Raw genomic sequence first — 26,491 nt, 5'->3', positions numbered from 1 at the left:
AAATGACATCAAAAATCATTTTTCAATCCAAGCCCTTAATAAGGGGCAGAACAACCTGCTCCTTAACCTTATATCAGCTTGTCCAAGCATTCGATAACATTTCAGCCTGCTTCATGACTAACTCAATCGCCTCTGCCGCTTTATCAGGTGGATACTTCCAACGCTGTAAAGTACGACGCACCAAGATTTTAAGCTGAGCCCGTACACTATCTCGAACTTGCCAATCCACAGTTGTCGATTTACGCAATTTCTCAGTGATTTCACGAGCAATTTGTTTCAACGTATCATCACCCAATTCACGCACCGCACTTTCATTATTTGCTAAAGCATCATAGAAAGCGATTTCATCAGAGTTCAAACCTAGCGAAGCTTCACGTTCCATTTCAGCTTGAAACTCTTTCGCCATCTGGATCAACTCCTCAATCACTTGAGAGGTCTCAATCGCACGGTTGTTATATTTCCTTAAAGTTTCCTGCAAACGATCAGAGAAACGTTTTTCCTGTACGAGATTATTCCGTGTTTTTGCCTTGATACCATCATTCAATAATTTTTCTAATAATTCGACCGCCAAGTTACGATATGGCATTTGTCGAACATCTTCTAAAAATTCATCTGACAGTAAACCAATATTTGGTTTATCTAAACCACATAGCGCAAATACATCTGCCACACCATCAGCAACAACAGCATTATCCAGAATTTGTTTAAGCGTACTATCCTTTTCTGCTTGTGATAATTTACGATCCACAGAAGTATGCTTACTAATGACTGCTTTAATGGCTGAATAAAACGCAATTTCCTTATGCAATGTCTTGGCTTCATCCAACGTACCACACAATGAAAAGGCTTTATTGACTGCAAGTACTAAATCCAAGAAGCGTTTTTTGCCATCTTTTAGACTCAGCACATAGTTGGCTGCTGGAATTATCAAGCGATGTGCTTGCGTTTCATAACCACTTAAGTCTAATCCAGTTTGGTCATTGGTCTTGGCAAACATCCCACGAATGGCATCCATTTTTTCAGCAAGCACAGCATAAGCTTCTTCCGCACGTAAAGTTGGCTCGCCTTTTCCTTTGGCATCTGTATAGGTTTTTAATGCCTGCTTTAACTCATTGGCAATCCCAATATAATCAACAACCAAACCACCTTGCTTGTCTTTAAAGACACGGTTCACACGAGCAATCGCCTGCATCAGGTTATGCCCTTTCATTGGTTTGTCGATATACATGGTATGGGTACACGGTGCATCAAAACCTGTCAGCCACATATCACGCACAATCACTAACTGCAAAGGGTCATTCACATCTTTAAAACGTTTCTCTAAGCTTTTCTTCACTTGCTTATTGTAAATATGAGGCTGTAGCAATGGCTTATCCGATGCTGAACCCGTCATCACAATTTTGATTTTTCCTTTTTTCGGGTCATCATCATGCCAATCTGGGCGCAGAGCAATAATTTCATTATACAAATGCACGCAGATTTCACGGCTCATGGTCACAATCATACCTTTGCCTGCCGTGGCTTCAGTACGGTCTTCAAAGTGCGTCACCAAATCCGCAGCAATCTGTTTCAGGCGTGGGGTCGCACCCACTAATTTTTCTAAGCGACTCCATTCCCCTTTGGTCTTTTCACGACTACCGACATCTTCCTCATCTTCTACCACTTCATCAACTTGATCAGATAGTTCTTCGATTTCAGCCTTATTGATGTCCAATTTTGCCAAACGGGATTCATAATAGATCGGCACGGTTGCGCCGTCCTCTACTGCATCTTGAATATCGTAAATCGAAACATAATCACCAAAGACAGCTCGAGTGTCTTTGTCTTCACTGGAAATAGGCGTACCTGTAAAACCAATAAAAGCTGCCTTCTTTAAAGCATCACGCATGTGCTTAGCATAGCCAAATTTATAAGTACCATCATTAGACAGTTTGGCTTTGAGTCCATATTGGCTACGGTGTGCTTCATCTGACATCACCACAATATTGTGCCGACCATTCAATAATGGATGCTCAGCTTCTCCATCGAGTAAAGCAAACTTTTGTACTGTGGTAAAAATAATACCGCCCGACTCACGTTCTGCAAGGAGTTGTCTCAGCTCATCACGATTATTGGCTTGTACTGGCGTTTGTTTTAATAATTCTTGTGCCTGACTAAAGGTTTCAAATAGTTGTCCATCTAAGTCATTACGGTCAGTTACTATCAATAATGTAGGATTCTGCATTGCAGGTTGTTGTAAAAGTTTACCTGCATAGCAACACATCGAAATACTTTTACCTGAACCTTGAGTATGCCAAACCACGCCTGCTTTTTTATTACCAGTCGGATTAGCTGCGGCAATGGTTGCTTGCACCGCTTCACGCACAGCATGAAACTGATGATAGCCTGCTATTTTCTTAATGGTCTTTTCGCCATCGGTTTCAAACAACACAAAGAAACGGATGTAATCTAAAAATAATTCACGGTCAAAAAAGCCTCGAATAAGTGTTTCAAGCTCCCATTCTAACAGAGGCTTATCATTTTCATTTTTAATGGTACGCCACGGCAAGAAACGTTCTTGGCTTGCTGTTAATGAACCAACCCGAGCTGTAATGCCATCACTCACTACCAAAGCTTCATTAAAAACAAACAGATCAGAAACTTCTTCTTTGTAGGTTTGTAGTTGATTAAAGGCATCCCAAATATCAGCATTTTCATCAGTTGGGCTTTTTAGCTCAAGTACAGCAAAAGGAATACCATTAATAAAGCAGATAATGTCAGGTCGTCTTGGTTGCTTTGTACCTTGGATGGTAAATTGATTAATTGCGACAAAACGATTTTGATACACATGATTAAAATCGACCAAAAACGCATGGTCATTCACCCAGTCATCTTCTTTTTTATAACTGACAGGTACACCTTCCAGTAACATATGGTGAAAAGCACGGTTATTGGTGATTAAATCCAGACTTTCAGGTTTACTCAGTTTCTGTAAAACCTGCTCAAAACAACTCACTGGCAAATGTGGATTTAATCTTTCAAAAGCGGTCAGTAAGTCCGCTTCAATTAAAATCTGTTTATAGTCTTTACGCAAAGGATTGCTACTATCAGGCGCAATATCGACACCATGAACAACTTCCCAGCCATTTTCAGAGAACCAGTCCAGGCATAGGTTTTCAAGTTGGGTTTCGTTCATGAGTTAGTCCTTGTACCTGTAACATTTTACCTTGTGCAGTTAAACGATATTGTTGCAAACGGCTATTCGGTTTGTCTGGAATGGTCATTTCTATTAAACCTACTTGTAATGCAGGTTGTAAATATCTATTATTAAATGACTTTCTGTCTTTTAAATCTAATTTTTGCTGAATTTGCTCTCGGCTCATTTCCCCAATCATACACTGTAATAAAGCCTCGACTTGGGGGCTGACTTGATGTGTGACTTGGGGGCTAACCTGATGACGAACTGCCTGTTGAATCATGGATAACATAAACTGGATAAATGGGGCAATATCTGTTTGCTGTGTACTCTCTTGAATAGCTTGATAATATTGTTGTTGGTGTTGATGAATCAGACTTTCCACAGGAATATAACGAAAAATCGGTTGCCATTCCGATAAAATCAGCGTTTGCCATAACCGTCCCATACGCCCATTACCATCGGCAAAAGGGTGAATAAATTCAAATTCATAATGGAATACACAGCTTTTAATTAATGGGTGGTCGGGACTATGTTTCAGCCAATGTAATAAATCATTCATTAAACGTGGAACTTGAGATGCAGGTGGTGCAACATGAATTACTTGTTCGCCTGACATCACCCCAATACCGCCTTGTCGATATTGTCCGACTTCTGTAATTAACCCTATCATTAAGGTGTGATGTGCCTGTAATAAATCCTGTTCGGCATCACTTTTCCAGTTCGGCAACTGCTCGTAGGTTTGTAAAGCATTATGTGCTTCCTGTATTTCTCTTGGTGGAGCAAGCACTCGTTTACCATCTAAAATTGCTGTGATTTGTGTTTCGTCTAAAGTGTTTCCCTCAATCGCAAGTGAACCCGTAATGGTGCGAATGCGGTTAATTCGTCTTAATCGTAAATCCTGTTGCTGGGTTTGTGCCGTTATCCGCCCGATTTGCTCACTAATCGTAGCAACTTCATTTAAAATTGGTGTGGTTAAAGTATAAGGCGGTTGGTATGGCATGATTAGTCCTTTTAATATACCTACAACTTCTGAATTGAGTTGGCAAGTCGCTTTTCTTTCCCACAAACAGTTGTATAAAATCTCTGTTCAATTCCATACAATAAAAATTTCATATCTTCTTCGGATGATATTTCAAAGTTTTTAGCAGATTTATCAAATTTTAGATTTGCACAATATTCTTGGACATAATCAAAGATTGTGTCTTTATCAGCATTACTCATAGCCGTAAATGTAGCTAAAGCCAAAGCTATACGTTTCCTATTTTGTTTACCAACTTTTTGAGCATCATAGTCATTCGATACTTTTATAAAATCCAAATCAATAAATTGTTGTACCTCTTCTTGGGTAGCTTCTTTATACAGCATATCTATTCCCTTAAAAATGCTGGAAATAGTAGCTAAATTTCTAAAAATCAACCTATCTTCTTTTTTTAAATATATAGCATCAGGAAAATAGTTAATAACAACTCGGTCGACTTTATCTTCAATAACTAGCTCATCACCTAAAGCAAGGAATGTTTTGGTCACATAAGATGATGGTGTAACCTTTTGAAAGAAGTAATCTTCATTTTGGATTGAACAAAGGTAGACTATATCTTTATACTTGGATTTTGGAATACTGTTATATTCTGAAGAAACGAACTGTTTTCCTAAAAAATCTAGAAAAAATTCTTGTTTACTGAAATTATCAACCTTAAACCAGCTATCCTCATCAAGAAGATGGTCAGAAGAATACTCAACTAGACTGACACTACTAACATCAAAACAATATATTTCTGTATCAGAAAGTAACTTATAGAAAAAAGGTTTCTTCCTGCCTTTTACACGTGCCATTAATTGATTCATTCATTTCCTCCTTCGACATAAGTGTAACTATTAATTCGGTATGCTACGTCAATTTCAACATCTTCTGGGATTTTATAATCAAATTTTGTGATTAAAAATATAGATGCACCATGTTTAGTTTTGACATTATAAAAATTAAACCCAAACAACAAAAATAATGGATTAAAATATAAAGCTTGAGATAAAAATGTAAATACGAACAATATTACATAAACACACACCAATGTTTCTATATTACTAACACTCAATGCAACAAAAAAATAACCTAGATAACTGGGTAAAAAACTATTATTTGCATACTCAATTTCTTGTATTGGGTAACTTTTAATAGCTCCAGTTTCATCTAATTCGCACTTAAAACTATCTTTACTAAGTTTAGAACATAAAAGAATACTAAGATATGTCATCAAAATTGGTGGAATAACATATACAATATATGATAAATATTCAGACACTCCTTGCCACAAAACATACTTTTCTTTAATCAGAAAAATTATCAACAATAATGATGTCGAATTTAAAGTGAGTAGGAATCTGAATATTATATTCATAATTAATCCCCCTCACCCTGCAAATCCGATACATCCAACTCACCCGATAGTAACTTTGGCAATAAAGAATCTCTCGTATCTACTAGATATTCATTTTCCCTAGTCTTAGCTGCTAATAAATTATAAAGTTCATTAACATTTTGATGAAATAAACCTAGAATCCTGTCTCTGTCTTTTGTTTCAATAGGTAAAATACAAGGTGTAGTTAAAACAGTATCATAACTCACGGCAGGATAAGCCCCACCATCAGCCAAATGAGCTAAACGCTTAATATTTTCTTTATCAGTTGCCACAATATAAATAAATTCAGCATAATTTTCATGTTTAGGCGAAAGAACAGCAAAACCTGTACTACCTGTTAAATTTTCTCGTTGAATAAAAGCATAAGAACCATTTGCAGGTCGAACTGTACCAACAATTGTATCCCCTATTTTCAATACACGTCTTGCTCGACTCGGTGCATTTTCAAAAATAAATTCTTCCGTTTGCTGAATAACACCCCATTTTGTATTTGATAAATCTACATAAGTTACTTTTTCAGGACAATTTTTCTTAGTCCATGATTGAACATTCAAATCAGCAAGAATACTTAAATCTGTTTTAAACCACCCTTTCGGCACTTCCCCTAACTCACTCTCCACCAACTCATCAGGAAATAGCGCAGCAGTCGCTTGCAACTCTGCAAAATCTTCTTTTGCCATTTGCTCAAGCTCAGCTTCATTTTTCCCACTAATCGCACACATCGCAGCAAGTTCAGAGTCTTGTCCTGTTTGTTTTGCTGCAATTTTGGCACGTACAGGATTAAAGTCGATAAACCAACTTCTAAAAATCGCTTGAGCAATGGATTCTAGGGTTTGGTTGATTTGGTTATTGAGATGGATTTTGTCATCTAGTAATTTTAAAATTTCACCTATTTTTTTCCGTTTACATTTCTCTGGTAATCGTAAATTAAATTCTGCCAATGCTTGCCAAGAAACTCTTTGTCGCCCAGAAGTTCCTTCCATTCTTGAAATTGCGTAACTTCTAAAATCAGGTAATCGTGCGAGATAGTAAACAAAATCTTCGTCGTCTTTTGACTTTGCTGACAAAACTATAAATTCTGTTGAACCGTGGGCAATACAACCTACTGGCAAATTTTCGACTTTAGCTGTTTTACCATTTTCTAAACATGGAGTGATTCGTGCAAATAGGGTATCACCATTTTTAAATTTTGCTCCGCCACCATTAAAAACTTTATGTGAAATTTCAGTAACGTCTCTACCATTTATAGGTAAAGATGCCATATCAATAAAAGGAAATTCCTTACCTTTGGATAAAGGACGACTAGGATTAAAATTCACAATATCCTTTATTGTCTCAAAACTCACACCTCACCCCCAAACTCTTTTTTAATCATCCAATAACCACGAGTTCCACCTACACGCTCAATCCAGCCAGCCTCTTTTAAATGATTCAGATGCTTTTGTAAGGCAGACTGATTAATACCAAGTTGCTCTGCCAAAGAGCGATAAGAAACTTTCGGATTACGCTGAATTAAAACTAAAATTTCCTGTTGGCGTTCGGTTAATTGATTTGCTTCGATTGCACCACCTAAGTCTTCGATTACACCACTTGAATGATCAATTGCACCACTTATTGCACCACCCTCATACTCAATCACAGGACGATATAACTTCACATCAAAAAAATCATTGGTTTCTAAAAATTCAGGGGTTGCCAGTTTTTCCGCTTCACACATCTGCTTGATCCGTTGCAGACCACTGCCCCAATGCTCAATATAACCTAGCTCTCGAAACACACGAGCCAACACCCGATTCCGAATTTCCGAGCGTCCCTGTAACAAGTCTGCTTCGGTTAAACCATTGGGCAATCCACCTGGGGAGACGATATTGACCAAATCATCATACACAGCCACTTTGATATTTCGCCCAAAGTTACTGTAATCCCTATGTACATAGGCATTAATTAAGGCTTCACGGATGGCATTTTCTGGAATTTCCAAATAGTCATAACGCTTTAAGCCTCGAATTTCAGCACGTAAAGACAAATGATTTTTAATAAAAATTTCTGTTTGTTCAATTTGAGAAAACAAGTCACCTGTGTATTCTTTACGGTCTAAAAACACACTCATATTGGTGCCTTTAAATCGGGCGCATTGGGTCATCACATGCTCATATTGACCGAGCAAGATCAATAAACCATGACTGGCATAACGCTGCCCTTGCTCTTCAATCACCAGTTTCAGATTCAACATTTTTTCTAAAGTCAGTGTTTTATCAGCAGCTTTGAACGCTGCTTCCAAGACCGTTAAATCGAGCTTTTCTAAAGGATATTGATAATTGGCTAAGGCATCAAAACTGATATTCAGCCTTTGCAATTCCAGTTGTTGAATATGCTCAGGCGATGCCACACGGTTACTCGCACCTAGGCGGATATATGTGCCTTGCTCACGTCCTACAGATTTAAGGTAATACGGAAATAAACTACCTCGTGCGACTTCCACAACCAATAGCTCAACATCATCTATATTCTCAATATAGATTTGTGCTGCAAGTTGTGGGGCACATAACTCATAAATCATCGAAGTGATTTTATCTTGCAACTCGAAAATATCATCTTGAATCCCAACCAACTGCCGATCATCAGTGACACCAACGATCAACTTCCCACCACTACTATTGGCAAAGGCAATTAATGTTTTGGCAATTTGTTGTCCTTTCGGCAACTGTTGTTTAAATTCCAGTGTTTTGCTTTCACCTTTTTGAATTTCAAGTAGCAACGGTTGATCAGAACTCATAACCCAAGCCTTTTAAATTCTTTTTGATTTCACTTTCCAGTACAGCACTTTCAGCAAATTGCTGTTTCAATTGTCCTGTTAAGCGTGCCATCTTTTCAGCAAAAGGTTCACCATCATCTTCCTGCTCGACTGCACCCACATAACGCCCAGGGGTCAGTACATAGTCATGCTTTTGAATATCTTTTAATTCAGCCGAGAAACAAAAGCCTTTTTCATCCTGATAAGCTTCGCCCTCAAAATTTTCGCCTTGTTGCCAAGCATGTAAAGCATCGGTAATTTTGGCAATATCTGCATCGGTAAAGTCACGTAGTACACGATCTTTCATATAGCCCAAGTTGCGAGCATCAATAAACAAAGTCTTGCCTTCACGGTTGGCTTTCTTTTTATCTAAGGACAAGCCATTCTTTTTGTCTTTAGTCAAAAACCAAATACAGGCAGGGATTTGGGTATTGGTAAACAGTTGCCCTGGCAATGCCACGATACATTCGACCAAATCTGCTTCAATCAGATTTTTACGGATTTCACCCTCATTATTGGTATTGGAACTCATCGAACCATTGGCAAGCAAAAGTGCCATACTGCCCGTTGGTGATAGATGGTGCAGCATGTGCTGCATCCAAGCAAAGTTGGCATTGCCTTGTGGCGGTGTGCCATATTTCCAACGTACATCGCTTTCCAGTGAAGCATGCCACCAATCTTTGATATTAAACGGTGGATTTGCCATGACGAAATCAGCACGCAAGTCTGGATGCTGATCATCTAAAAATGTATCAGCATTCTTTTTGCCAAAGTTAAAATCAATGCCACGAATTGCCATATTCATGGCAGCAAGTTTCCAAGTAGTTGGATTGCTTTCTTGTCCGTAAATCGAAATATGCTTTTTCTGTTCCGATGCTTTGTAGTGCTTTTCCTGTGCGTGTTGTTCGATGAACTTTTCACTGGAAACGAAGAAACCACCCGAACCCATTGCAGGATCATAAACACGACCTTTATAAGGTTGCAGCATTTCCACAATCAAGGTCACAATACTTTTAGGTGTGTAATATTGCCCACCTTGCTTGCCTTCCGCTAACGCAAACTGCCCTAAAAAGTATTCGTAAACATGCCCGAGAATGTCTTTACTGTGCAAGCTGAGCTTTTCACCATTGTATTCAGGTTTGGTAAAACTCGTGTCCGAAAAAGTATTGATCAAATCCAATAGTTTGTCATTATCAAGCTGGTACTGCCCTATACGATTCAGAATACCTTTTAATTTAGGATTGGCTTTCTCAATTTCATCAAAAGCATTATCAACTAACCAAGAGATAGAACGCAGTTTGACATCTTGCCCATGTTCATCTTGCCAAATAATCGAGCCAATGGCTAAAGCGGCTGTATTTTGTAATGTTGTCCAACGTGCTGCTTTGGGCACCCAAAACACATTTTTTTCTTGATAATAATCAATAATTTCTAATTCATCAGCGATTGCTTGCTGGTATTCCTGTTCTGTGTCGTATTGATCACGAGGCATGTAATAAATGTTGTGATCATCCGCTTGAGCAAATAAATCCTTGAGTTCAGACTGACGTTCATCAAAAGCATCTGATACATATTTTAGGAAAATTAATCCAAGCACAATATGCTTGTAGTTGGCAGCATCTAAGCTACTACGTAATTTATCAGCGGCTTTCCAAAGCTTATCATCTAAGTCATTTAGAAACTTTTGTTCCAATGAGTTCATTCTTTATCCTCGATCAATGGTCAACCGCTGTGGTTTTATACTTAATGTTCAATAGTTTATTACGTTAGCACATCTAAGACGAATGAAAAGTCATGTACTACACAAAAAATAAAGATATATACTATTTTATATTTTAATCCCCTACCAAAGTACAAAGCTAGGCACCCTTGGATAGGTACGACTATATATGTCGCTGGCAAGTATAATAACTTGTAATTAATCAAAAAAATAAGAGAACTATAATTCTCTTATTTTATCTCATTGATATTATTAGCTTGGTACTCATTACAAAACCGAGTTCTGTATTTTTCTGCCAATTGGTTTTGGTTAATTTATAGCCCTTACACTTTGTCTAAGCCTCTGTTTTATCTCCGTGGCATCATTGACCGCTTGAGCAGTCGATGCTGCTGATATGACATCAGAACTCACCTCAACAGTATTTTGCTGATCGCTATAAAACTCCTCAACAATATCCAAGCCCTCTTCCCCTCCCACCTCAAAGCTGGCATTGCCATAGCCCTGCCGTGCCACATGATCCAGCGCCTCCTGATAAAACCCTACTGCCTTACTCTGTTCATCAATCTGCTTGGCTGAGCTAATCGCATCTTTTAGGTTTGTGCCATCACGTAAGGTCAAATCCACGTAATAGATCGGCGTGCGGTAACTTTGCGTGGTGCTTTTGCCTCTTAGCGTTAGTTGCAACGGCAAACATGAAAGCAGGTCACCCGATGCTGCATGGTAGTAACTTAATCGAGCTGCCAAGGTGCGGATACTGTTAAAGCCTGTGGTCCTAAAGATGAATGTGCCAAACTCATCCGATTCATCTAAATTTACATACAATCGTCCATAGGGTTTGCATAGTCCACCCTGTGCCAATGGGCATAAATCAGGTGATGGACATGGATGTTGTTCAATCCCATTTTGTCCGAGTCGCTGACAAGTTTCGCCATTACCTGAGCAGATTAAGCGTCCAGTCTGGCGGTCAAACAGGCTGTACTCTGCCCGTAGGTTCAGTTCAGGATCGTTAAAGATCATACGAACTGGAATGGTTCTAAGTTTCTGGTTCTGTGCCTTGACACGTAGCTGTTCATCCAGTGGGTGCCTCACCCAGCCGTCTTTCCCTTGAATCTGGCTGGTAATGGTAAACTGGTCATCCTTTTCAGGGATGCGCTTACCATTTTTCTCTACGATCTTGCCGATACTGATACGACCCAGTACAGGTGGTGTGATTGCGAGACCTTTAATCATGGTGATGTCCTCTATATAGATGTTTAAATTTGGATAAATAAATTTTGGGCATAAAAAATCCCATACCTCTTGGGGTATGGGATCGGTTGGTTTTGAGTATTGGTTGATACGGTGTTAAGTAGATAAATAATGGATATGGGTAGTCTGCCTTATCCACCATTCGGATAAATCTGGAAACGCCGTGTTCCTGCCCTGGTGTGTGGAAACTGGCTGAGATATTCAGGATACTGTTTCAGCAATGCCTTGCTGTCCAGGCTGACTGAGTCCTGCGCCTTTTTCCATGTCACCGAGCCTCCAATAAACACGGCCCGTTCAGCATCTTTCATCATCATCTGTAGTTGATGCTTCAACTCATCAAAATACTGCTGGTGCTGTTCAACCCTGTGCCTCTCCTCCAGTAACTGGTTAAACAGGTGGTTGGCCTGTTCGTTCTGGGTCAGGTCTTCCACCAGTAACGGCACCTGTTCAGGATAAAGCTGTTGCAGGGCCTTGGCCGCTGACTCAGAGGCATCGACACTGGGTGGAATATCAGATGCCACGCATTGCCAGAAGTGGCGTTCGGCATTGATGATGTGCTGGATCACGGTTTCGCTTCTCGTCACCTTAAAGATTCGGGTTTCATGCCCACAGATCAGGGCACAGATATGTGCCGCCTGTTTGCCTGTCACCGCCAGTTGATGCTGTACCTGACACAGTACATAGAGTGGCACGCCATCTCGCCACAGCCTTGCCCCGTATTCCCCCACGGTTTTACATTCCAGAATCTGCACCTCGTCACTACCCACCACGGCATAGTCCAGGTTTGCCAACATAAAGTGTTTGTCCTCGTCAGGGTGTTGCAGCACCGCATTGACCCGACGCACCCTGTTGTTGGTATGCATGCTGTAGTATTCAGCCACCAAGGGTTCTAGCTGTTTACCCCAGTACAACGGAGCATATCCTGCACTTTCATCCTCGATGTTTTGTTGCATCCGACCTGTCTTGATCATCCACAGTTCCAGCATCGACATATAGGGATTCAGTCCACATGCGGTGGCTGCATCACTACTGCCAATACCCTGTTTTCTGACTTCTAGCCATTGCTGGTAATTCATCTGTTTGGTATTGGCAAGTCGTTTTGCTACAGGTGTTTTGGTCTTTCGTGGCTGCGTATTCGGTCGGTCTCGTTTGGTTCGGGTTCCGACTTCAATCTGCTGAGTCGGTGAATTTTGGGTGGGTTGATTTAAATTTGGTGAATAAGGCTGTAACGGTGAATGATTTAACGTGTTTTGAATTTGAGTATTGCTATTCATTGTAGCTATTCCTGTATGGATAAAATCGTAAAAGCTGAATTTTGGGCATAAAAAAACCACATCGCATGATGTGGTCTTTTCAAATCAATAAAGATTTATCTTTAAAAAATCTCTATTTATAAATTTAATGACTAGATAGGTTGGAATAATTCTGTAGCTAAAGTATTGAAATGCCTATTAAAAACAACAGAATCCATACCTGAAATTTTAAAGAGGTCTTCCAATACCTCACCATTAACATCTTTGATGGGTTTCAGTTCTGCGATATAGCGTCCGAAGATGCCAAAACGCTGTCTTAGTTCTCCAGCTAATTTACGGTCTGTTACTCGCAACAAAAATTCTGTCTCAGAAATTTGTTCGACCGAGAGATTTTTATAATACTGCATGTGCATAGTGATTTTAGTTCCTGCTGTCGCTCAGCTATTTCCTTTATGATTGAGCAAAAATTCATTTTTTCAATCAAGAATTGAAAATTATTTCAGCTCAGAACCAAAATCTATGCATAAAAAAGCCGCATCTGAGGGTGCGGCTAAAGGTGCTGCTGTGCTTGTACGGTGTTACCGTATGCTTAGGCTAAATTGATGAGCTTAAATAAAACTGAATGAATGGTATGCTTTTGTTAAGCCACCATTCTGAGCGCCTGTTCCAGGCCACGCTGCTTGATTACTGCACCTGCCCCAAACCATGCTGAGTCGAGTCGGTGGTCGGTACTCATGGCCCGACGTTCATGGTCACAGAACTCGGTGATGGCACAGAGCAGACCATAGGCGGTGTCCTTGGCTGAACTGAGTTCCGCACCTCGTCCATGTCCGTTAAACATGGTCATCACTTTCGACATGGCACGTCCATTCGGTTCTGTTTTATTGTCAGCCTTGTTGGTTGTGGATGTGACTGGTATGCCCTGATTTGGCATGGCTGCATTACGGTAGTACTGAATGATGCTTTCATCCTGCTCTGCCGTACTCAGGTTGGTATTGTTAAACACCGCGTCAAAATAGGCGGCGGCTTCCTGCTGTGTGACCTTGCGCTGGCTCAGTTGCTTCATCTCGTACATATGTTCATCCCATGCACGAACCGAAATCCCAAGTTGCTGTTTCACTTTCTCCGCATCGAATCGGGTACTGTGTGGAACCTTGACCACTCCCGCACTGGTGTTTTGTCCCTTGAGGGCAATCGCCAGGGTGTTGTTGCACACCACACGGATAGAAGTAAATTGTGCTGTTGTGGCAAGTGTTCCATCACAGGCGGTTGCCAGCAGGATGTAGCCATTGCTGACATCCCTGCCCTTTAAGGCTGCGGTCTGTCCTGTCTTGGCGAGTGCCCAGAATTTCTTGCCGCCTTTGAGTACCCCTGCGGTTTCCAGCTCAAAGCCCGACTGTTCGGTCAGGTCTTTGTAGAAATGCAGGATTTCCATCGGCTGCACCTCCTGAAAGCGCTGGCTGACCACCGACAGGGGTGCATGGCTATCCGAGCGATATAAAACCCGCTGTTCCTCAAACGGCATGATGATGCTCTGCCCCTTTTCATTCTGGGCCATGTAGCTGACATCGGAGGATTCAATCCGCCAGTTCATGCCTGCCTGCTGTGCCCACACCTCCAGCGGCTGGTTTGGGGTCAACTGGTTGCCCAGACCATGCCACGGGGTTTGTCCAGTAAATGCCATGGTTTCGACTAAATGTGCCATAAAGATGATTCCTATATAAAAGGTTAAGCGAAAGGTTTAAAAAGCTGGATCAGCCAGATGGGTGGGCTGACCAGGTATGGAAAATCGGGAAATGGGTCTGCCTGCCTAGGTTTTGTCGGCAACCGCAAAGTCCCATCCACAGTGTGTGCAGTGGTAGTGCTGGGCGGATCGGTAATGGCGGTAGAAATAGTGCTGGCTGACCAGCACCAGTGTTCCACCCACCACCACACCAATCAGCCCACCGACATAGGGGGGAATGCCTGCCTCCCTTGCCAGCCTGATGCCGAGTCTCGCCATGGCCGAGGGGGAAAGCAACTTCAGGATTTCCTCAAAGTGCTTGAAGTCACTGGATTGTGACTCCCCTGGAATCACCTGATCGGAACCACAATAGGGACAGCGTATGATGCTCATGGTTAGGGTCCTGTTAAGGCATAAAAAAACCACACCCCATGGGTGTGGCTAAATATGCTTTTCTATATGTTTGTGGGTTTGTTATGAACAATGCTTATAGCGAACCTCATAGTCTCCAGTATCTGTATCAAGGCTAACCTGATGAAACTCACAGCCCTCACCTGTATTGAATTTATAGACATAAAGGCGATGGGTTGCTGATTCTGTTTCAAGCACCCCTCTCGCCTTTAGGCTAAAGCCCTTGACGGGCCTACCAATGTCCTTTGCCGTTTTCTCAAAAATATAGTTTTGATACTGACGCATACGATCCTGTTCGTATTTTGGTAAATCAGCATACGGAATCATGGACTCAAGGAGGGCATCGCCATCGATTTGATCATCATATTCAAAGCTGAGCAGCTCAGGTGTATGTTTCTGTTGGGGAGGTGTCTCCTGCTTCAACGCCTGTTCATCAATGCCCTGGGCTGAAGCTGTTGCGATGGCTTCCGCTGGTGTCAGTTCTGCATCTGTGAAATCTGGTGTTGTAGACACGGCAGCTTCTGTCATCGCAGTCTGTTCAGTGCTGGTCGCTGGACTAAGTGTATTTGACTTATGTGCATTAAAGTACAAGCCTGCAACGATGATAATCGTAACAGCAATAATTGCGGCTAAGCCCAGTATGGTTTTATTATTCATGCTGAATATCCTGATTCTGGTTTAATCTAAAGAGTGTCAAAGGGGTGGAAAGCTACTGTTGGGTAGCCTGTGTGCTTACTTCATTCTGGTAATATGTAGTTGAAATTTCTTTATTCTTAAACGTGGACAGGGCATGTCAGCCTGATCCCAGCAACGCCTCCAGACAGCTCCGTGCCTGGTTGAGCTGCTGTGCCTGCTGCTCAATCACCTGGCGTACCGCTGGCGGCAGTTGCTGGTACTGGTCAGGATGGAAGTCCGCCATTTTAATGCGGTAGGCGCGGGTCAGCATTTGGCGGTCCAGTTGTTCAGGCGCTATGCCCAGCAGTTCACAGGCTGCCTGCTGTTCCTGGGTCAGCCTGCCTGCGTGCCTTGCACCCGAAGATGTGGAGGCAGTGTCCTGTTTCCCCATTCTGGCATCACCCGCCATAAATGCTGGAAACTGGGCGAGAATCGCCAAAGCGCTTTGTTGGTCGATATTCAGGGCGGTGCTGATCTGGAGGAAATGGTCTCGCGCCACCTGAACCTCAAAGTTCCTTTTCTCCATGAACGCCAGCATTTCCTCAAGTAGTCCATGGCAGAGCTGCCGTGGCAGGCTGTCCTGGATTGAGCTGACCTCATCCAGGATGTCAAAAAAATCAAGCTGCTGGTTCTGCCGCATAAACTGGCTTAGGAATGCCTGATCCTGCGGACTGACAAAGTCGCGGTCAAACAGCCTCCGCATCATCTCACGCACCTGCTCCGTCCACTCTCCCCGCCAGCCCAGCAATAAATATGCATACAGCTTGATGATCGGCTGTAGGTTTGGGATACCGTGGTTGTCATGGTTTTGTTGTTGCTGCGCTGATGTGGATGAATCTGTCCTGGCTTTTTGAATGGCACAGTACTGGTTTAAAAAATCGGCCAGCAACCGTACTCCTGCTTTCTCAGGCTGCGCCAAGGTAACCTTGACCGTGCCACTGATCACAAGCTGCTGATTGATCCAGCCCATTGAATAGCCCACCGATGTAATGGCTTTCATCGCATAGAAGTTTGCGTTCTCAAAAACTTCCTTGAAGTAGATCCCCCTGGCGGTGAGGCACAGTCCATTCTTGCCATGACCAAACACGGTTTCATCCACCAGCACCAACACCTCTTCGGGTCGGGTCTGGGCAGGCAGGTAGCTCATCGCCCCCAGGATCTTGTTCATGGGAATCTGCGGTGCCAGGAAAATGGCGGGGTCGGCCTGCAACAGTTCAAGCTGCGGAAACTGCTGTTTAAACTGGTTAAAGTCCATCATTGTCTTTTACTCTTGATCAGGTCGAGTTTTTTCATGTTCGATATGCCTTTCCCAAATTGTTAAAGCTGTTTCGATGCACAGTGATAGGTGATTTCCATGACCTTTTCGTTATAGTCGTTGGGCAGTTGGCGTTTTCCCGTGGCAATCGCATCAAACCTTTCCTTGCCGTAATGGCCTGAGACCTGTTCATACAGGCAACTACAGAAAGTGCGGTTTCCACCGCCATCACGACAGGCTTTTTTAAATTGTGATTCGACTGAGGTTGAACATCCTGACATCAGCAGCATGCCTGCCAGAAAGCCCAGCGTTGTAAATTGCTTCATTATTGTTTTCTCCCCATGGTTGGGTCAGGGCTTAGTGGGACTCAAGAAGTTGCCAACCCGTTTCTGAGTCATGGGGGCGTAAATCAATGGTTTCTTCCTTGAGAAAGCTCTGTTTGTATTCATCATCAAAGCGCTCAACGGTGACCTGGCAACGGTAGAGGTCCCATTTGGAGCTCGTGCCCTCCTGCCCTGCAAACAGGTTGCCGACCTGGCACTGCTTAAGCTTGATTTGAACAACCGAAGCATCCCTGGCATGGAGTAACTGCAACAAGGCATCCGCCTGGGGAATCTCCCGTTTTGTTTCCCCTGCACATCCATACAGCGTGCCAAGCAGCAACAGGCCACTGAGCAGTCTAATATTCAGGATGGTCTTGGTTTTGAATGGCTTTGACATTTTACAATCCTCCCTCTGTGTCACCTGACGCCGCTTCCAGACTCAGTTGGGTCAACTCTTCCTCAGTCGGTGGCCTGGACTCCAGTTCTGGTTCAGGCTGTTGCTGTTCAGGATTGCGGTAATGCCTGAGTCCAAACTGGAACGGCAGCTTCTGCTTCAGTGGATACTGCTGCCTTGAGTGCAGCTCACGGTTTGACTCATCCTCATTCAGCGGACGTGTGCTCAAATACAGTTCGGATGGATTGATGGTGGCAAGGCGCAGGTAGCGGTCATCATTGTGGTTGTGCTGGTACAGGATGACCTGGTCCAGCACCAGTTGCCCCTGCTGCATACCCAGGATAAAGCCAAGGTAGTTCCGTTTATCCCGTTCATCCCGCAGGTTGCCCAGAATCACTTTGGCATCCCTGGGTGAGGCACTGAAGTCCAGGTTTAACGTGGAGACCACAGAGGAATAGTAGCCCGTGCTGCTGGTGCTGGATGTCTGAATGTGCATGACCTGACGGTCAGCATCATACTGGGCGGAGTCATCGCCTGACGGGTTAAGCACATTGACGGGAATCGGCACTGCAAGGTAGTTCAGGGCATCCTCCAGCCGACCCAGGTCAACGTTGATGTTGGCTGTGACTTTAGCCAGTTTGTCCCGTTCAGCCTGGCTACGCCGCTGGTACTGTTCAGTGGTTTCAAACTCACCCCTGACTTCTCCCGCCACAGGGGTTTTCATCATCCGTGCATGGTTGACCACCAGGTCATTGGCACTGGCAAACAGGTCATTTTTGGGAAACTCCAGCAGGATGTTTTTCTGGTATGACTGCTCGTCTCCCAACAGCAGCACCTGGTTTGGCTTGAGTTGCAGTTTTTGTCGGAACTGTAGGACAGCGGCCCGACTGCCTGTCTGGCCATGAATGTATTCACGGAAACCCGAGACATCGGTTTCAGGCAGTTGCTGTGGGTTCAGAAAAGGTTTTAATGCGTTGGCCTCGACCAGGACAGGCCGATGCGATGGTTCGAGTCGTTGGCTGAGTGCCGCATTTTCGTCAGGACGTAGAACTTCCGTGGAGGCATTCCTGTTTCCACAGCCCATGAGTAAAAATGATCCGAGCACACAGACAAACAGAGGATGCAGATCCCTCATTTGTTTACCCCAGATAAAGTTGTTGTTTTAGTTGTGCTGTTGCTGGTTTAGCTCTGACAGAGCCGTAGACAGCACTGGGGTATAGAAAAGAACGGGAAATTAAAAAGATGTAGACGCATGGGCGACTCCTTGTGTAATTAAAGAAGCACTACCACATCACTGTCATTGATGGTGGTAGGAGCAATCAAGGGTTGACAGACTGGTACACAAGGACCCAGCACGCACAAGGCGTCCCCCAATCGCCCCTACCGCAACGATTGAGGAACGAACGAGTTCGCCACCAAAAAGCTAACTTTTTGGTGTCTTGTGTAAACGGTCTGTCAAAACCGACTGACGATGTAGGTCAGCATACAAAGGATAATCAGCAAATTTTAGAGTGTCAATGTTCTAACACAAGTGAATGTTTAGGTTATTCATATTTATTCACAAGTAATCATAATCACAGAGACTTAATGATGGTCGCAGCAGAGTGCTCATTTTAGTAAAAAGACACTAAGCTTAGCTGAGAGTTTCAGGGCTTCTATCTTGGTTGTGGCGAAATGATGGGGTAACAAGCTAATACATTGAATAAACCTCAAATTGCGGTGATTCCACGTTCACTGATCTTTTGATCAATCCACGTATTCACTTCATGCGCAATCCAACCAACTCGATTGCTCGTTAAATTAATCTGCTGCGGAAAACTGGCATCGTAATATTTTGATTTAGGGTCTAGAAGTGAATAAATTGTGGCACGACTCAGCCCTGTGATTTCAACTAGTTGCTTGATGTTTAAAATTTGATTGATCTGAAATGTTTGTGAATTTAACGCGTTCATCTGATGTACTCCGATGTGGTATGAAAGCGTGCTTTCTGCACATATCATGTCCATCACCGTAAAAAAATATATGCCCTCAAATTCCTCCGTATCTATTTGATTAGATACGGAGGTCAATTGTTTTACATTTGATTTGTTAAATCACCATTTTTTGCCATGAAAGGCTTTAAACCCACGTGTTAGGATACAAATCTTATTCATCTTTTCCGATACACTAGAAGCAGCTTCAGGCACATTATCTAAATCATCTAATGGGTCCTGTGGCTCAGGAAATGCCAGAACATCATCACGGCCCAAACCAAAAGGATTAGCTGCTGGCTGCTTAGATCGCTCCTCATCTATAATCAATAACATTCCTAATCCATCAGTTGCTTCCTGCCATAAACGCAGTATCAAAGCTGAATAGTTCATATCAATAGAATAAAAAACTTTTTGAAAGGTTAAGTAAAAACGAATCACATAGCAGTTTCTATAGCCATCACGAATTAAGTGATAGTAAGTAAATATGACCTGCCCTCTAAACCAAGGTTGGCATTTCAAGTTTTTTTCAAATACTCGAAAAGATCGAATCACCCAATCAATTGATTGCAGTTGCTCTGTTCCTGAAGGAAAACTCAGATAAAACTTAAGATCTGGTGCATCAATATTTCTCTTACTCACCTCAATATAAGCATCTCGAATTTGATTAATGTGCTTCTCATATTGCTCATTGCACTGATGTAAAGACTCAATAAAGCCTGTCGTCCTAAATAGTGTTTTTAGTTTTTCAAGAATCTGCCAAACCATCCATTTCGTAGTATGCGTCGTATCAGGTACAAAGTAACGTGCATACGGATTTACCTGTGATAACACACAAAAATAAGCTTTTCGAAATAGAGTAATCCAGAAGCCAAGCTCAGCCTCTCGATGCGAATACATCAAAAAATTCCAATCGCCAAAATAATCTAAAAAAACCTGTGACCATTCCTGTTTCAGATTCTTTTCATTTTCAACATCGCTTTTCTTGGGACCTGAAGCCCCATAACGCGCCTGAGTAAAAAAGTCATGCACATCTTTCTCTAGACGTGGTGCTGTTTGGTGCTCAATGTATGTAATATCCATGGAGGTTGTTCTACAAAGTTGTGGATTTCATAGAACTGTTTCATCCATATTTTTTTACAGGCACTTAACCAGATACAAGCTGATAGTTACGACCATGCACTCGGTAAACACCTTTAAAGAATGTTCTTTTCCCAATCGGTTTGACTAACAGCCGTTGCAAATACTTTTCTGGATGCGTCAAATAACGAGCAACATTCAACGCATTTTGAAGTTCTTTTGGATGCTTACGGTGAATCCTGCCAATACCCAGTAAGCCTTTATTGGCAAACTGATCTTTATTTTCTTTGGTATTGCCATTCCTCCCATAACCCCAACCATGAGTAATGGCCTGCCACTTTAAAATAACCAGATCCCCTAGATACCGATCCTGACAACGTTCTGAGCCGTTATAGACCAGCATTAGATGCGCATGATAACCCTTTTTATACCCCTGCTCTAAAGCTAAACCATAACCCAATAAATGCTTAAAACAGCCATTCTTATCTTTTAGGTACCTGCATAAAGACTGAATATGGAGATAGAAGTCATGAACTGTGACATTCGACATATAGTCTTTTAAATAGACCAAATCCACACGGACAATTAGAACCTGATAATGATCTTGAATCATTTGCTGAACATAAGTTAAAAAGCTGGTTTGATTATCTGATTCCTGCTGCCTGAATAAGCGAATCTCATCTAGAATCAAACTACGGTGACCTCTCAATCTTCGCATTAACTTTAATATCTCAACAGAAGATAGCCGTATCAAGTAATCCTCAAGACATAGAGCCCCTCTTAGTTCTTCAATGGCTAGAGTCATATCTTTAAAAGCCTGAATGGATGCACTGTACTCAATACCATTTTGATCAAAAATCTGAAATGCAGGGATCAATGAACAAAGGTGCGTGATAAAGGAAGATTGATTTAGCTCCAGATTCAGCACCCAGTCAACGAAGCCATTTACGGCTGTCATGACGCCTGCCTGATGAGATAGGTCATATTGCATTGAGATACTCCTTGGTTATGTTTGGTACATAACTAAGGAGACAACTTTATTTTTTTATGTATGAAGATGCCTACATGGTGAACCCTATTCCAAGACCCAGATCGATCTCAGGACTGATCGTTATAAGTTGCATTTAGGAATAGTAGCGTATTAATTGACTGTATCAAGATTCAGTAGACATCACGGTTAAGTCTCTAATTTCACTATGAGTATATTAGTGAGGTGTTTATGATTGAATATTAATTAATATTAAGTATTTAATTAATAATATTATTTACCGACTTATCACAAGACTTAGTAGTTGCAAAATCAATCGGTTCATAGGTCAATCCAATTCCCCCCACCCTATAAATCCTGTATTTTTAGAAACAATCTCATTTACGAGAGTTACGGCAGAAATTAGCTTTTATTGCAAACCTAAGTCGTGCCACGTTCTACAGCTTGTTAGACTATAAATCCGATTACCATGATCCCCTTTCCACAAACAGGTTCACTTAATCACAAATCTTTTTGGCAGGGGTCCACCTTTGAAATTAATGAGTGGATTACAATAAACTTGCTCAACGCTAAGGCCAACTATTTTTTAAGTATCACACCTTTAATAAAAGCTTTGGGGACTATCTGACTGAACGGAGCGTGAAATACATTCCAATAAGCGAAATAGGGTATGACATGTTCAATGACTCTTTTTTTCATTTTACGATCATGAGCTTCAAGACAGACATAATACGTACTCTGAGTCTTATCTTCTGTATTCAATCCATCAACCGAACGCATTAATATTTTCGGTTTAATTGCGCCATGGTACTTTATATCTTCTGCATCTTGCAGCTTTAAAGTCTGAGCAGCTTTAATATCAAGAAATTTGTTCCAGCGCTGATCTAGATCATAGACTAGAGTTTGTAATTGCGCCTGACAACGATCATTAAAAAACAATACAACATCTAATGTAAATTCTGAAGCAATCTGCCAGTTCGTCTCTTGCCAAATACCTACGTAGCCATGCAACCAATAACAAGGTTTAGCTCGCTTTGCTAAGCGCATGAACTCAGTAAATAATTTTGATAGTTCAGACTGTTTCAAATACCCCTTTGATGAACTCGCATTGACAGTAATACGATAAGCCCAACAATTCTGCTCTAATACACTATTAAGGTATTCTCGTGTATCTGTATGCCTCCGTACACCTTGAGCATAATGCTTTTCTAGAAGTTCACGTTTATTTACTTCTGATTGTTGTTTTGCAAGAAAATAATTCCTTACAGCTTGGAGTTTTGTATTTAACTGGCCTAACACAGCGGAGTCTACTGGCTGATCAAATATAAGGTCTGTAAAAATCTGTTGAAAAACCATCCGCAAGCTCAAATTGTCTTCATGCCCAAACCACCATGTACGTAGACCGTAATTTTGAATTAAATGATCAATCTGCCCAAAAAAGTTAAAATCACCTACAATCTGCTTCACAAGCGATAAATACTGCTGGCCAAGCTGTGTAGCGGATGCTTGCATATCTCTAGCATTCAAAAAGTAGGTCTGATGTGCTGATCTCACCTCATTAAAAGCTGGTTGTTGATTGTGTAACAAAGTCTCAATAAATACTTCAATTTGGAATAACCACTCACCATGTTGTTTTGACATACCTTGTTCAGCACAAAATTCTTTGTAGTAAATCTGGCTAACGAGCAGACGATCGGCTACACGCTTCGCAAGATGTTTAACATCCCATATACCCTTGGGTACTTTGTATTCCTGCACTACCTGCGCAAGATTTTTAGGTGGAGGGCTTATCTTGGATGACACAGCCTGCTTCTTTATTTCAGGCTGTTGCCAATTCTGATGCACATAAACCTCATTCACCTTAAAAGATATTTCAGGATGTATGAGCTTAGCAAATGAATCCCTTTTAAAAAAATAGCTGAGTACCCAATACTTAAATTGTTCAACCCGAACAGGTGTATTTATTCCGATACGACCAACAGCATGTTTCCTACCATGTGTTCGTACAAACTCATTTCCATTAACGACATCAATCGCATCGTAGTGACTAAAACTATTCCTCAATAATGCTTGTAGACGGGCAACAATAACGTCTTCCTGATCAATGCTGTAACTTCTTAGTATAAAAATACATGAAAGCTTTAAACCATTTTGATAATCATGTTCAAGCTTAGTATGTAAATGAAGCCAATCAGGGATCAATTGAAAAATCACATTCTGTAGATCAGCCCGATCTTTAAGTACTTGTTTAATCAATTGCCCTAACGATTCATTCTCAGCTTGACCTACTGTCCGCACAAACCGAACATCAATCACCAAGGTATACACTTCCTGCTGTATTGATAAAAGCGTATCAAAATCCGCAAAAGCACGATTGATATCGTCTTCAACCTGCTGAGCCTGTCTATTTGTTTCTTCAATATATGATGGATTTTTCTGTAAGTCAGAAAAGAAATTTATCAATTTCCATGCTTTTAAATATGTGAATTTTGAAGGTGACCATTGTTGCTTTCGTTCCTGCAAACCATCAGAACCCAACAGAACCTGTTCAATACAAGCAGTATTACTTGGTAGCTTAACTGCATCTTCTTCCAAAAACTTTTGAAAATAAATCCAATTTAAGCCAAGTTCAAGATAGGTCATATCGAACATTTTGCGCTCAAATTGAAGGGTCTTAAAATAAACAAGAAACAAAGGGTCAAATTCAGCATGCCCAGTCACACTAATTCCCAACTGAGTCGCCCGAGGCAAACTTCCAGACTTCAAATCATCCACAAACTTATCGACTGCGCGAATAACTTGAACAGACTCTTTATATAAACAAGCGGGTTGATACACCTGATCTTGCTTCACGGAGCGATCTACGGCTTGCCAGATATAAGGGACTTGATTAAAAAATAAATCAAATAGATCTTTATCTTTAATTATTAGCTTATAATTATCCATTAACATACTCAAAACCAATGAATACCCTTTATATTAGCTGGATTGAGTCAAACTATACAATAAATTCCACCACATTAAGCATAGTTATTTTCACTATTATTCACATCAAATTTTACTATTGCTTACAGTAAATAAAAATATTATTCACTGCGAATAATATAAATGCATTTTTCTAAAGCGCTAACACACTCTAAGAGTTAAGTTTATTATGGCAAAATAGTCAATTTTTATATAAAATTATGTATAATTATACTTATTTTAGACATAACCAATCATGAAAGAAGTGACTGTTATTGAACTGAGCGAACTGACAGGTCTCTCTAGATCAAAGATTTACTATCTCAATAAAATAGGCAAATTAATGATTTTAAATGGTAAAATAAATTACGAAGATGCCCTACAGATTATTACTTCATTAGCAATCAAGAAAACAAAAATAACTAATCAAGAAAATTTTAGACATATTTTAAACATGCTACATTTGCAAAATATCACCTTGCAGAAACAACTAGATTTAGCTTATGAGCGTGAAAAAACCTATTTATCAGAGCTCGCAAGCTATCGGCAGAGTTTACTCCTGAAACCTGCTCTCCCCCCATTTCTAGATAAGACTGATTCACAAGAAGGACTAGGAAATGATTTAGACAATATTGATAAAAATTCTCTAAATCTAATGCAACTTGAGAACGAAAATCACCCCCCTACAGAATCATGTCAAGGCATCAATGAAGAAACACAATCTACAAATGAGGCTGGTCCCAACGTCCTCCCTACACCCCCCTTTCAAAATGAAATGACCTTATGCGAGACAGAACGTGGAAAGACTGCATCTACTGAACAGAAAAAAGAAGCTATTGAGCAAAAAGACAATGCTCGTGGCACGCAATCACCCACCCAAGGTAAAATAGGTCAACCTCGAATTAGACATACAACAGCTACAATCAAAGTAGACTCAGAAAAGTTAAAAAAAAGCCTGATCATAATCCCCCCAATAAAAAGATCAAAATGATCATTAGCAATAAAAACAGGATTAAGAATCAAATGTGTAGTACATCTACAAATCGCTTATTCTGCAAGAGATCAACTTAAACTCAATTTATCTATTATCCAAAGCCCTCTGAATTATTCTTATGTAGACTATTCAAATCCAAAATTTTATGTGGGTTTTTATGTGGGATAAAAGTACATATAAAAAATAAGCCCTTGTAAAAACAAGGGCTTATTTAAATATTTGGCGGAAGCGGTGAGATTCGAACTCACGGAGGACTCACACCCTCGTCGGTTTTCAAGACCGGTGCATTAAACCGCTCTGCCACGCTTCCAATGGCGACTATCATATAAATAAAAGCTCAACTTGGCAAATATTTTATTTAAAAGCCCATATCAAGTGCTCAAAATAAAAGCAAAACACTGTTATTTTAAGCATTTTCAGGTTTTTCATATTGAATTGAGTTGATATACCAGACTTTTTTACCTAATGGCGTGTGCACCTCAACCTCATCATCCACCTGTTTGCTCAACAGTGCCCGCGCCATAGGAGATTCAATTGAGATATGCTGAGGATGATGGTCGTAGATTTCATCCACCCCCACGATACGCAAGGTTTTCTGTTCACCATCATCATTCTCGATTTCAACCCAGGCACCAAAATAGACTTTTCCCTCCTGCTCAGGCACAAAGTCAACAATTTTCAACTCCTCTAAACGCTTACCCAAATAGCGAACACGACGATCTATTTTTCTAAGTAATTGTTTATTATATTGATAATCTGCATTTTCTGAACGGTCTCCCAAACTTGCGGCCCAGTTTACCTTTTTGGTGATTTCTGGACGTTCGTCATGCCATAGTTTTTTTAATTCAGCAACCAGCAAGTCATGTCCATTACGTGTGATCAAGTTCGATTTCATATTTAAAAACGCTACAACAACAATCCATTTACAAGTTTTTGCATTGTATTCCTTATTTCAACACGACTAAAGTGTATAAATTTTATTCTTTTTCAAATCATGTGTTTGTGATGTATTTCTCATATTTTTACTGATCAAAATTTGACAAGCTCCTTTTTGACGCTTAAGATGCGCCCCTAAGTTAGTTTTTTGTTTACTTTTTATACACT

23 protein-coding genes and 1 tRNA gene are annotated in these 26,491 nt (G+C 41.1%); 1 reads left to right on the top strand and 23 read right to left on the bottom strand.

The features are described 5' to 3' along the window. Positions 1-73: 73 nt before the first annotated feature. From QTA56_RS07950 to QTA56_RS07850, 21 genes are all read right to left on the bottom strand, one after another. Positions 74-3,175, bottom strand: a complete 3,102-nt coding sequence (locus tag QTA56_RS07950; protein WP_267980392.1) for a type I restriction endonuclease subunit R — start codon at positions 3,173-3,175, stop codon at positions 74-76. After that, the gene (locus tag QTA56_RS07945; RefSeq protein WP_267980391.1) at positions 3,156-4,178 is read right to left on the bottom strand and encodes a Fic family protein; all 1,023 of its coding nucleotides are present in this window, start codon (positions 4,176-4,178) and stop codon (positions 3,156-3,158) included. Before QTA56_RS07945 ends, QTA56_RS07950 begins: the two co-directional genes overlap by 20 nt. Positions 4,179-4,198: 20 nt before the next feature. After that, positions 4,199-5,023, bottom strand: a complete 825-nt coding sequence (locus tag QTA56_RS07940; RefSeq protein WP_267980390.1) for an ATP F0F1 synthase synthase — start codon at positions 5,021-5,023, stop codon at positions 4,199-4,201. Further along, entirely contained in the window at positions 5,020-5,574 is a 555-nt protein-coding gene (locus QTA56_RS07935; protein WP_267980389.1) for a KwaA family protein, read from the bottom strand. Before QTA56_RS07935 ends, QTA56_RS07940 begins: the two co-directional genes overlap by 4 nt. A 2-nt stretch (positions 5,575-5,576) precedes the next feature. Then, positions 5,577-6,941 carry a restriction endonuclease subunit S gene (locus tag QTA56_RS07930; RefSeq protein ID WP_267980388.1) on the bottom strand — a complete coding sequence of 455 codons (1,365 nt, stop codon included), beginning with the start codon at positions 6,939-6,941 and terminating at the stop codon, positions 5,577-5,579. Next, a complete protein-coding gene (locus tag QTA56_RS07925; RefSeq protein WP_267980387.1) occupies positions 6,938-8,371 on the bottom strand; it encodes an AlbA family DNA-binding domain-containing protein in 1,434 nt (477 codons plus the stop codon). Before QTA56_RS07925 ends, QTA56_RS07930 begins: the two co-directional genes overlap by 4 nt. Further along, positions 8,361-10,091 carry a class I SAM-dependent DNA methyltransferase gene (locus tag QTA56_RS07920; RefSeq protein ID WP_267980386.1) on the bottom strand — a complete coding sequence of 577 codons (1,731 nt, stop codon included), beginning with the start codon at positions 10,089-10,091 and terminating at the stop codon, positions 8,361-8,363. Before QTA56_RS07920 ends, QTA56_RS07925 begins: the two co-directional genes overlap by 11 nt. Positions 10,092-10,418: 327 nt before the next feature. After that, positions 10,419-11,339, bottom strand: a complete 921-nt coding sequence (locus tag QTA56_RS07915; protein ID WP_267980385.1) for a recombination directionality factor — start codon at positions 11,337-11,339, stop codon at positions 10,419-10,421. A gap of 149 nt (positions 11,340-11,488) precedes the next feature. Continuing rightward, positions 11,489-12,631 (bottom strand): YqaJ viral recombinase family nuclease, encoded by a 1,143-nt coding sequence (locus QTA56_RS07910; protein ID WP_267980384.1) that lies wholly within the window; start codon positions 12,629-12,631, stop codon positions 11,489-11,491. 131 nt (positions 12,632-12,762) lie between these two features. Next, positions 12,763-13,023, bottom strand: a complete 261-nt coding sequence (locus QTA56_RS07905; protein ID WP_267980383.1) for a hypothetical protein — start codon at positions 13,021-13,023, stop codon at positions 12,763-12,765. Between the two features lie 227 nt (positions 13,024-13,250). Next, positions 13,251-14,315, bottom strand: coding sequence for a DUF932 domain-containing protein (locus QTA56_RS07900; RefSeq protein ID WP_267980382.1), 1,065 nt, complete (start codon positions 14,313-14,315; stop codon positions 13,251-13,253). A 105-nt stretch (positions 14,316-14,420) separates the two neighbouring features. Further along, the gene (locus tag QTA56_RS07895) at positions 14,421-14,726 is read right to left on the bottom strand and encodes a hypothetical protein (protein WP_267980381.1); all 306 of its coding nucleotides are present in this window, start codon (positions 14,724-14,726) and stop codon (positions 14,421-14,423) included. Between the two features lie 81 nt (positions 14,727-14,807). Further along, positions 14,808-15,401, bottom strand: a complete 594-nt coding sequence (locus QTA56_RS07890) for a hypothetical protein (protein ID WP_267980380.1) — start codon at positions 15,399-15,401, stop codon at positions 14,808-14,810. Between the two features lie 136 nt (positions 15,402-15,537). Next, positions 15,538-16,677, bottom strand: a complete 1,140-nt coding sequence (locus QTA56_RS07885; protein ID WP_267980379.1) for a J domain-containing protein — start codon at positions 16,675-16,677, stop codon at positions 15,538-15,540. Positions 16,678-16,736: 59 nt separating this feature from the next. Then, positions 16,737-17,000 carry a hypothetical protein gene (locus QTA56_RS07880; protein ID WP_267980378.1) on the bottom strand — a complete coding sequence of 88 codons (264 nt, stop codon included), beginning with the start codon at positions 16,998-17,000 and terminating at the stop codon, positions 16,737-16,739. 31 nt (positions 17,001-17,031) lie between these two features. Beyond that, positions 17,032-17,394 carry a hypothetical protein gene (locus QTA56_RS07875; RefSeq protein ID WP_267980377.1) on the bottom strand — a complete coding sequence of 121 codons (363 nt, stop codon included), beginning with the start codon at positions 17,392-17,394 and terminating at the stop codon, positions 17,032-17,034. 1 nt (position 17,395) lies between these two features. After that, complete coding sequence (locus QTA56_RS07870) at positions 17,396-18,526, bottom strand: hypothetical protein (RefSeq protein ID WP_267980376.1); 1,131 nt, start codon at positions 18,524-18,526, stop codon at positions 17,396-17,398. Positions 18,527-19,100: 574 nt separating this feature from the next. Next, positions 19,101-19,343 (bottom strand): helix-turn-helix transcriptional regulator, encoded by a 243-nt coding sequence (locus tag QTA56_RS07865; RefSeq protein WP_267980375.1) that lies wholly within the window; start codon positions 19,341-19,343, stop codon positions 19,101-19,103. Positions 19,344-19,484: 141 nt separating this feature from the next. Further along, on the bottom strand, positions 19,485-20,444 hold the full coding sequence (locus QTA56_RS07860) for a hypothetical protein (protein ID WP_267980374.1): 960 nt from the start codon (positions 20,442-20,444) through the stop codon (positions 19,485-19,487). Positions 20,445-20,508: 64 nt separating this feature from the next. Then, positions 20,509-21,432: a YagK/YfjJ domain-containing protein gene (locus QTA56_RS07855; protein ID WP_267980373.1), complete on the bottom strand. Its 924-nt coding sequence runs from the start codon at positions 21,430-21,432 to the stop codon at positions 20,509-20,511. 576 nt (positions 21,433-22,008) lie between these two features. Further along, positions 22,009-24,375, bottom strand: a complete 2,367-nt coding sequence (locus tag QTA56_RS07850; RefSeq protein ID WP_326498148.1) for a hypothetical protein — start codon at positions 24,373-24,375, stop codon at positions 22,009-22,011. Positions 24,376-24,649: 274 nt separating this feature from the next. Here QTA56_RS07850 and QTA56_RS07845 point away from each other — a divergent pair, with 274 nt between their 5' ends. Beyond that, on the top strand, positions 24,650-25,384 hold the full coding sequence (locus QTA56_RS07845) for a hypothetical protein (protein ID WP_267980371.1): 735 nt from the start codon (positions 24,650-24,652) through the stop codon (positions 25,382-25,384). 223 nt (positions 25,385-25,607) lie between these two features. On the opposite strand, the gene QTA56_RS07840 is transcribed toward QTA56_RS07845, so the two are convergent. Both QTA56_RS07840 and greB read right to left on the bottom strand, forming a co-directional pair. Continuing rightward, positions 25,608-25,697 (bottom strand) — tRNA-Ser (locus tag QTA56_RS07840). A 96-nt stretch (positions 25,698-25,793) separates the two neighbouring features. Further along, entirely contained in the window at positions 25,794-26,282 is a 489-nt protein-coding gene (gene greB / locus QTA56_RS07835) for a transcription elongation factor GreB (RefSeq protein WP_267980370.1), read from the bottom strand. Between the last annotated feature and the right edge of the window lie 209 nt (positions 26,283-26,491).

It is taken from the genome of Acinetobacter thutiue (assembly GCF_030385805.1).
Lineage (GTDB): Bacteria > Pseudomonadota > Gammaproteobacteria > Pseudomonadales > Moraxellaceae > Acinetobacter > Acinetobacter corruptisaponis.
The sequence above is the reverse complement of the archived record's forward strand: the minus strand, read 5'-3'. Positions and strand labels throughout refer to the sequence as shown.

Excerpts from the sequence above, each read along its gene's own strand:
- QTA56_RS07875 (WP_267980377.1), bottom strand. The coding sequence starts at position 17,394 with ATGTCAAAGCCATTCAAAACCAAGACCATCCTGAATATTAGACTGCTC.
- QTA56_RS07915 (WP_267980385.1), bottom strand. The coding sequence starts at position 11,339 with ATGATTAAAGGTCTCGCAATCACACCACCTGTACTGGGTCGTATCAGT.
- QTA56_RS07895 (WP_267980381.1), bottom strand. The coding sequence starts at position 14,726 with ATGAGCATCATACGCTGTCCCTATTGTGGTTCCGATCAGGTGATTCCA.
- QTA56_RS07845 (WP_267980371.1), top strand. The coding sequence starts at position 24,650 with ATGAAAGAAGTGACTGTTATTGAACTGAGCGAACTGACAGGTCTCTCT.
- QTA56_RS07950 (WP_267980392.1), bottom strand. The coding sequence starts at position 3,175 with ATGAACGAAACCCAACTTGAAAACCTATGCCTGGACTGGTTCTCTGAA.
- QTA56_RS07945 (WP_267980391.1), bottom strand. The coding sequence starts at position 4,178 with ATGCCATACCAACCGCCTTATACTTTAACCACACCAATTTTAAATGAA.
- QTA56_RS07940 (WP_267980390.1), bottom strand. The coding sequence starts at position 5,023 with ATGAATCAATTAATGGCACGTGTAAAAGGCAGGAAGAAACCTTTTTTC.
- QTA56_RS07880 (WP_267980378.1), bottom strand. The coding sequence starts at position 17,000 with ATGAAGCAATTTACAACGCTGGGCTTTCTGGCAGGCATGCTGCTGATG.
- QTA56_RS07855 (WP_267980373.1), bottom strand. The coding sequence starts at position 21,432 with ATGCAATATGACCTATCTCATCAGGCAGGCGTCATGACAGCCGTAAAT.
- QTA56_RS07900 (WP_267980382.1), bottom strand. The coding sequence starts at position 14,315 with ATGGCACATTTAGTCGAAACCATGGCATTTACTGGACAAACCCCGTGG.
- QTA56_RS07865 (WP_267980375.1), bottom strand. The coding sequence starts at position 19,343 with ATGAACGCGTTAAATTCACAAACATTTCAGATCAATCAAATTTTAAAC.
- QTA56_RS07925 (WP_267980387.1), bottom strand. The coding sequence starts at position 8,371 with ATGAGTTCTGATCAACCGTTGCTACTTGAAATTCAAAAAGGTGAAAGC.
- QTA56_RS07910 (WP_267980384.1), bottom strand. The coding sequence starts at position 12,631 with ATGAATAGCAATACTCAAATTCAAAACACGTTAAATCATTCACCGTTA.
- QTA56_RS07920 (WP_267980386.1), bottom strand. The coding sequence starts at position 10,091 with ATGAACTCATTGGAACAAAAGTTTCTAAATGACTTAGATGATAAGCTT.
- QTA56_RS07885 (WP_267980379.1), bottom strand. The coding sequence starts at position 16,677 with ATGATGGACTTTAACCAGTTTAAACAGCAGTTTCCGCAGCTTGAACTG.
- QTA56_RS07890 (WP_267980380.1), bottom strand. The coding sequence starts at position 15,401 with ATGAATAATAAAACCATACTGGGCTTAGCCGCAATTATTGCTGTTACG.
- QTA56_RS07905 (WP_267980383.1), bottom strand. The coding sequence starts at position 13,023 with ATGCACATGCAGTATTATAAAAATCTCTCGGTCGAACAAATTTCTGAG.
- QTA56_RS07850 (WP_326498148.1), bottom strand. The coding sequence starts at position 24,375 with ATGGATAATTATAAGCTAATAATTAAAGATAAAGATCTATTTGATTTA.
- QTA56_RS07935 (WP_267980389.1), bottom strand. The coding sequence starts at position 5,574 with ATGAATATAATATTCAGATTCCTACTCACTTTAAATTCGACATCATTA.
- greB (WP_267980370.1), bottom strand. The coding sequence starts at position 26,282 with ATGAAATCGAACTTGATCACACGTAATGGACATGACTTGCTGGTTGCT.
- QTA56_RS07870 (WP_267980376.1), bottom strand. The coding sequence starts at position 18,526 with ATGAGGGATCTGCATCCTCTGTTTGTCTGTGTGCTCGGATCATTTTTA.
- QTA56_RS07860 (WP_267980374.1), bottom strand. The coding sequence starts at position 20,444 with ATGGATATTACATACATTGAGCACCAAACAGCACCACGTCTAGAGAAA.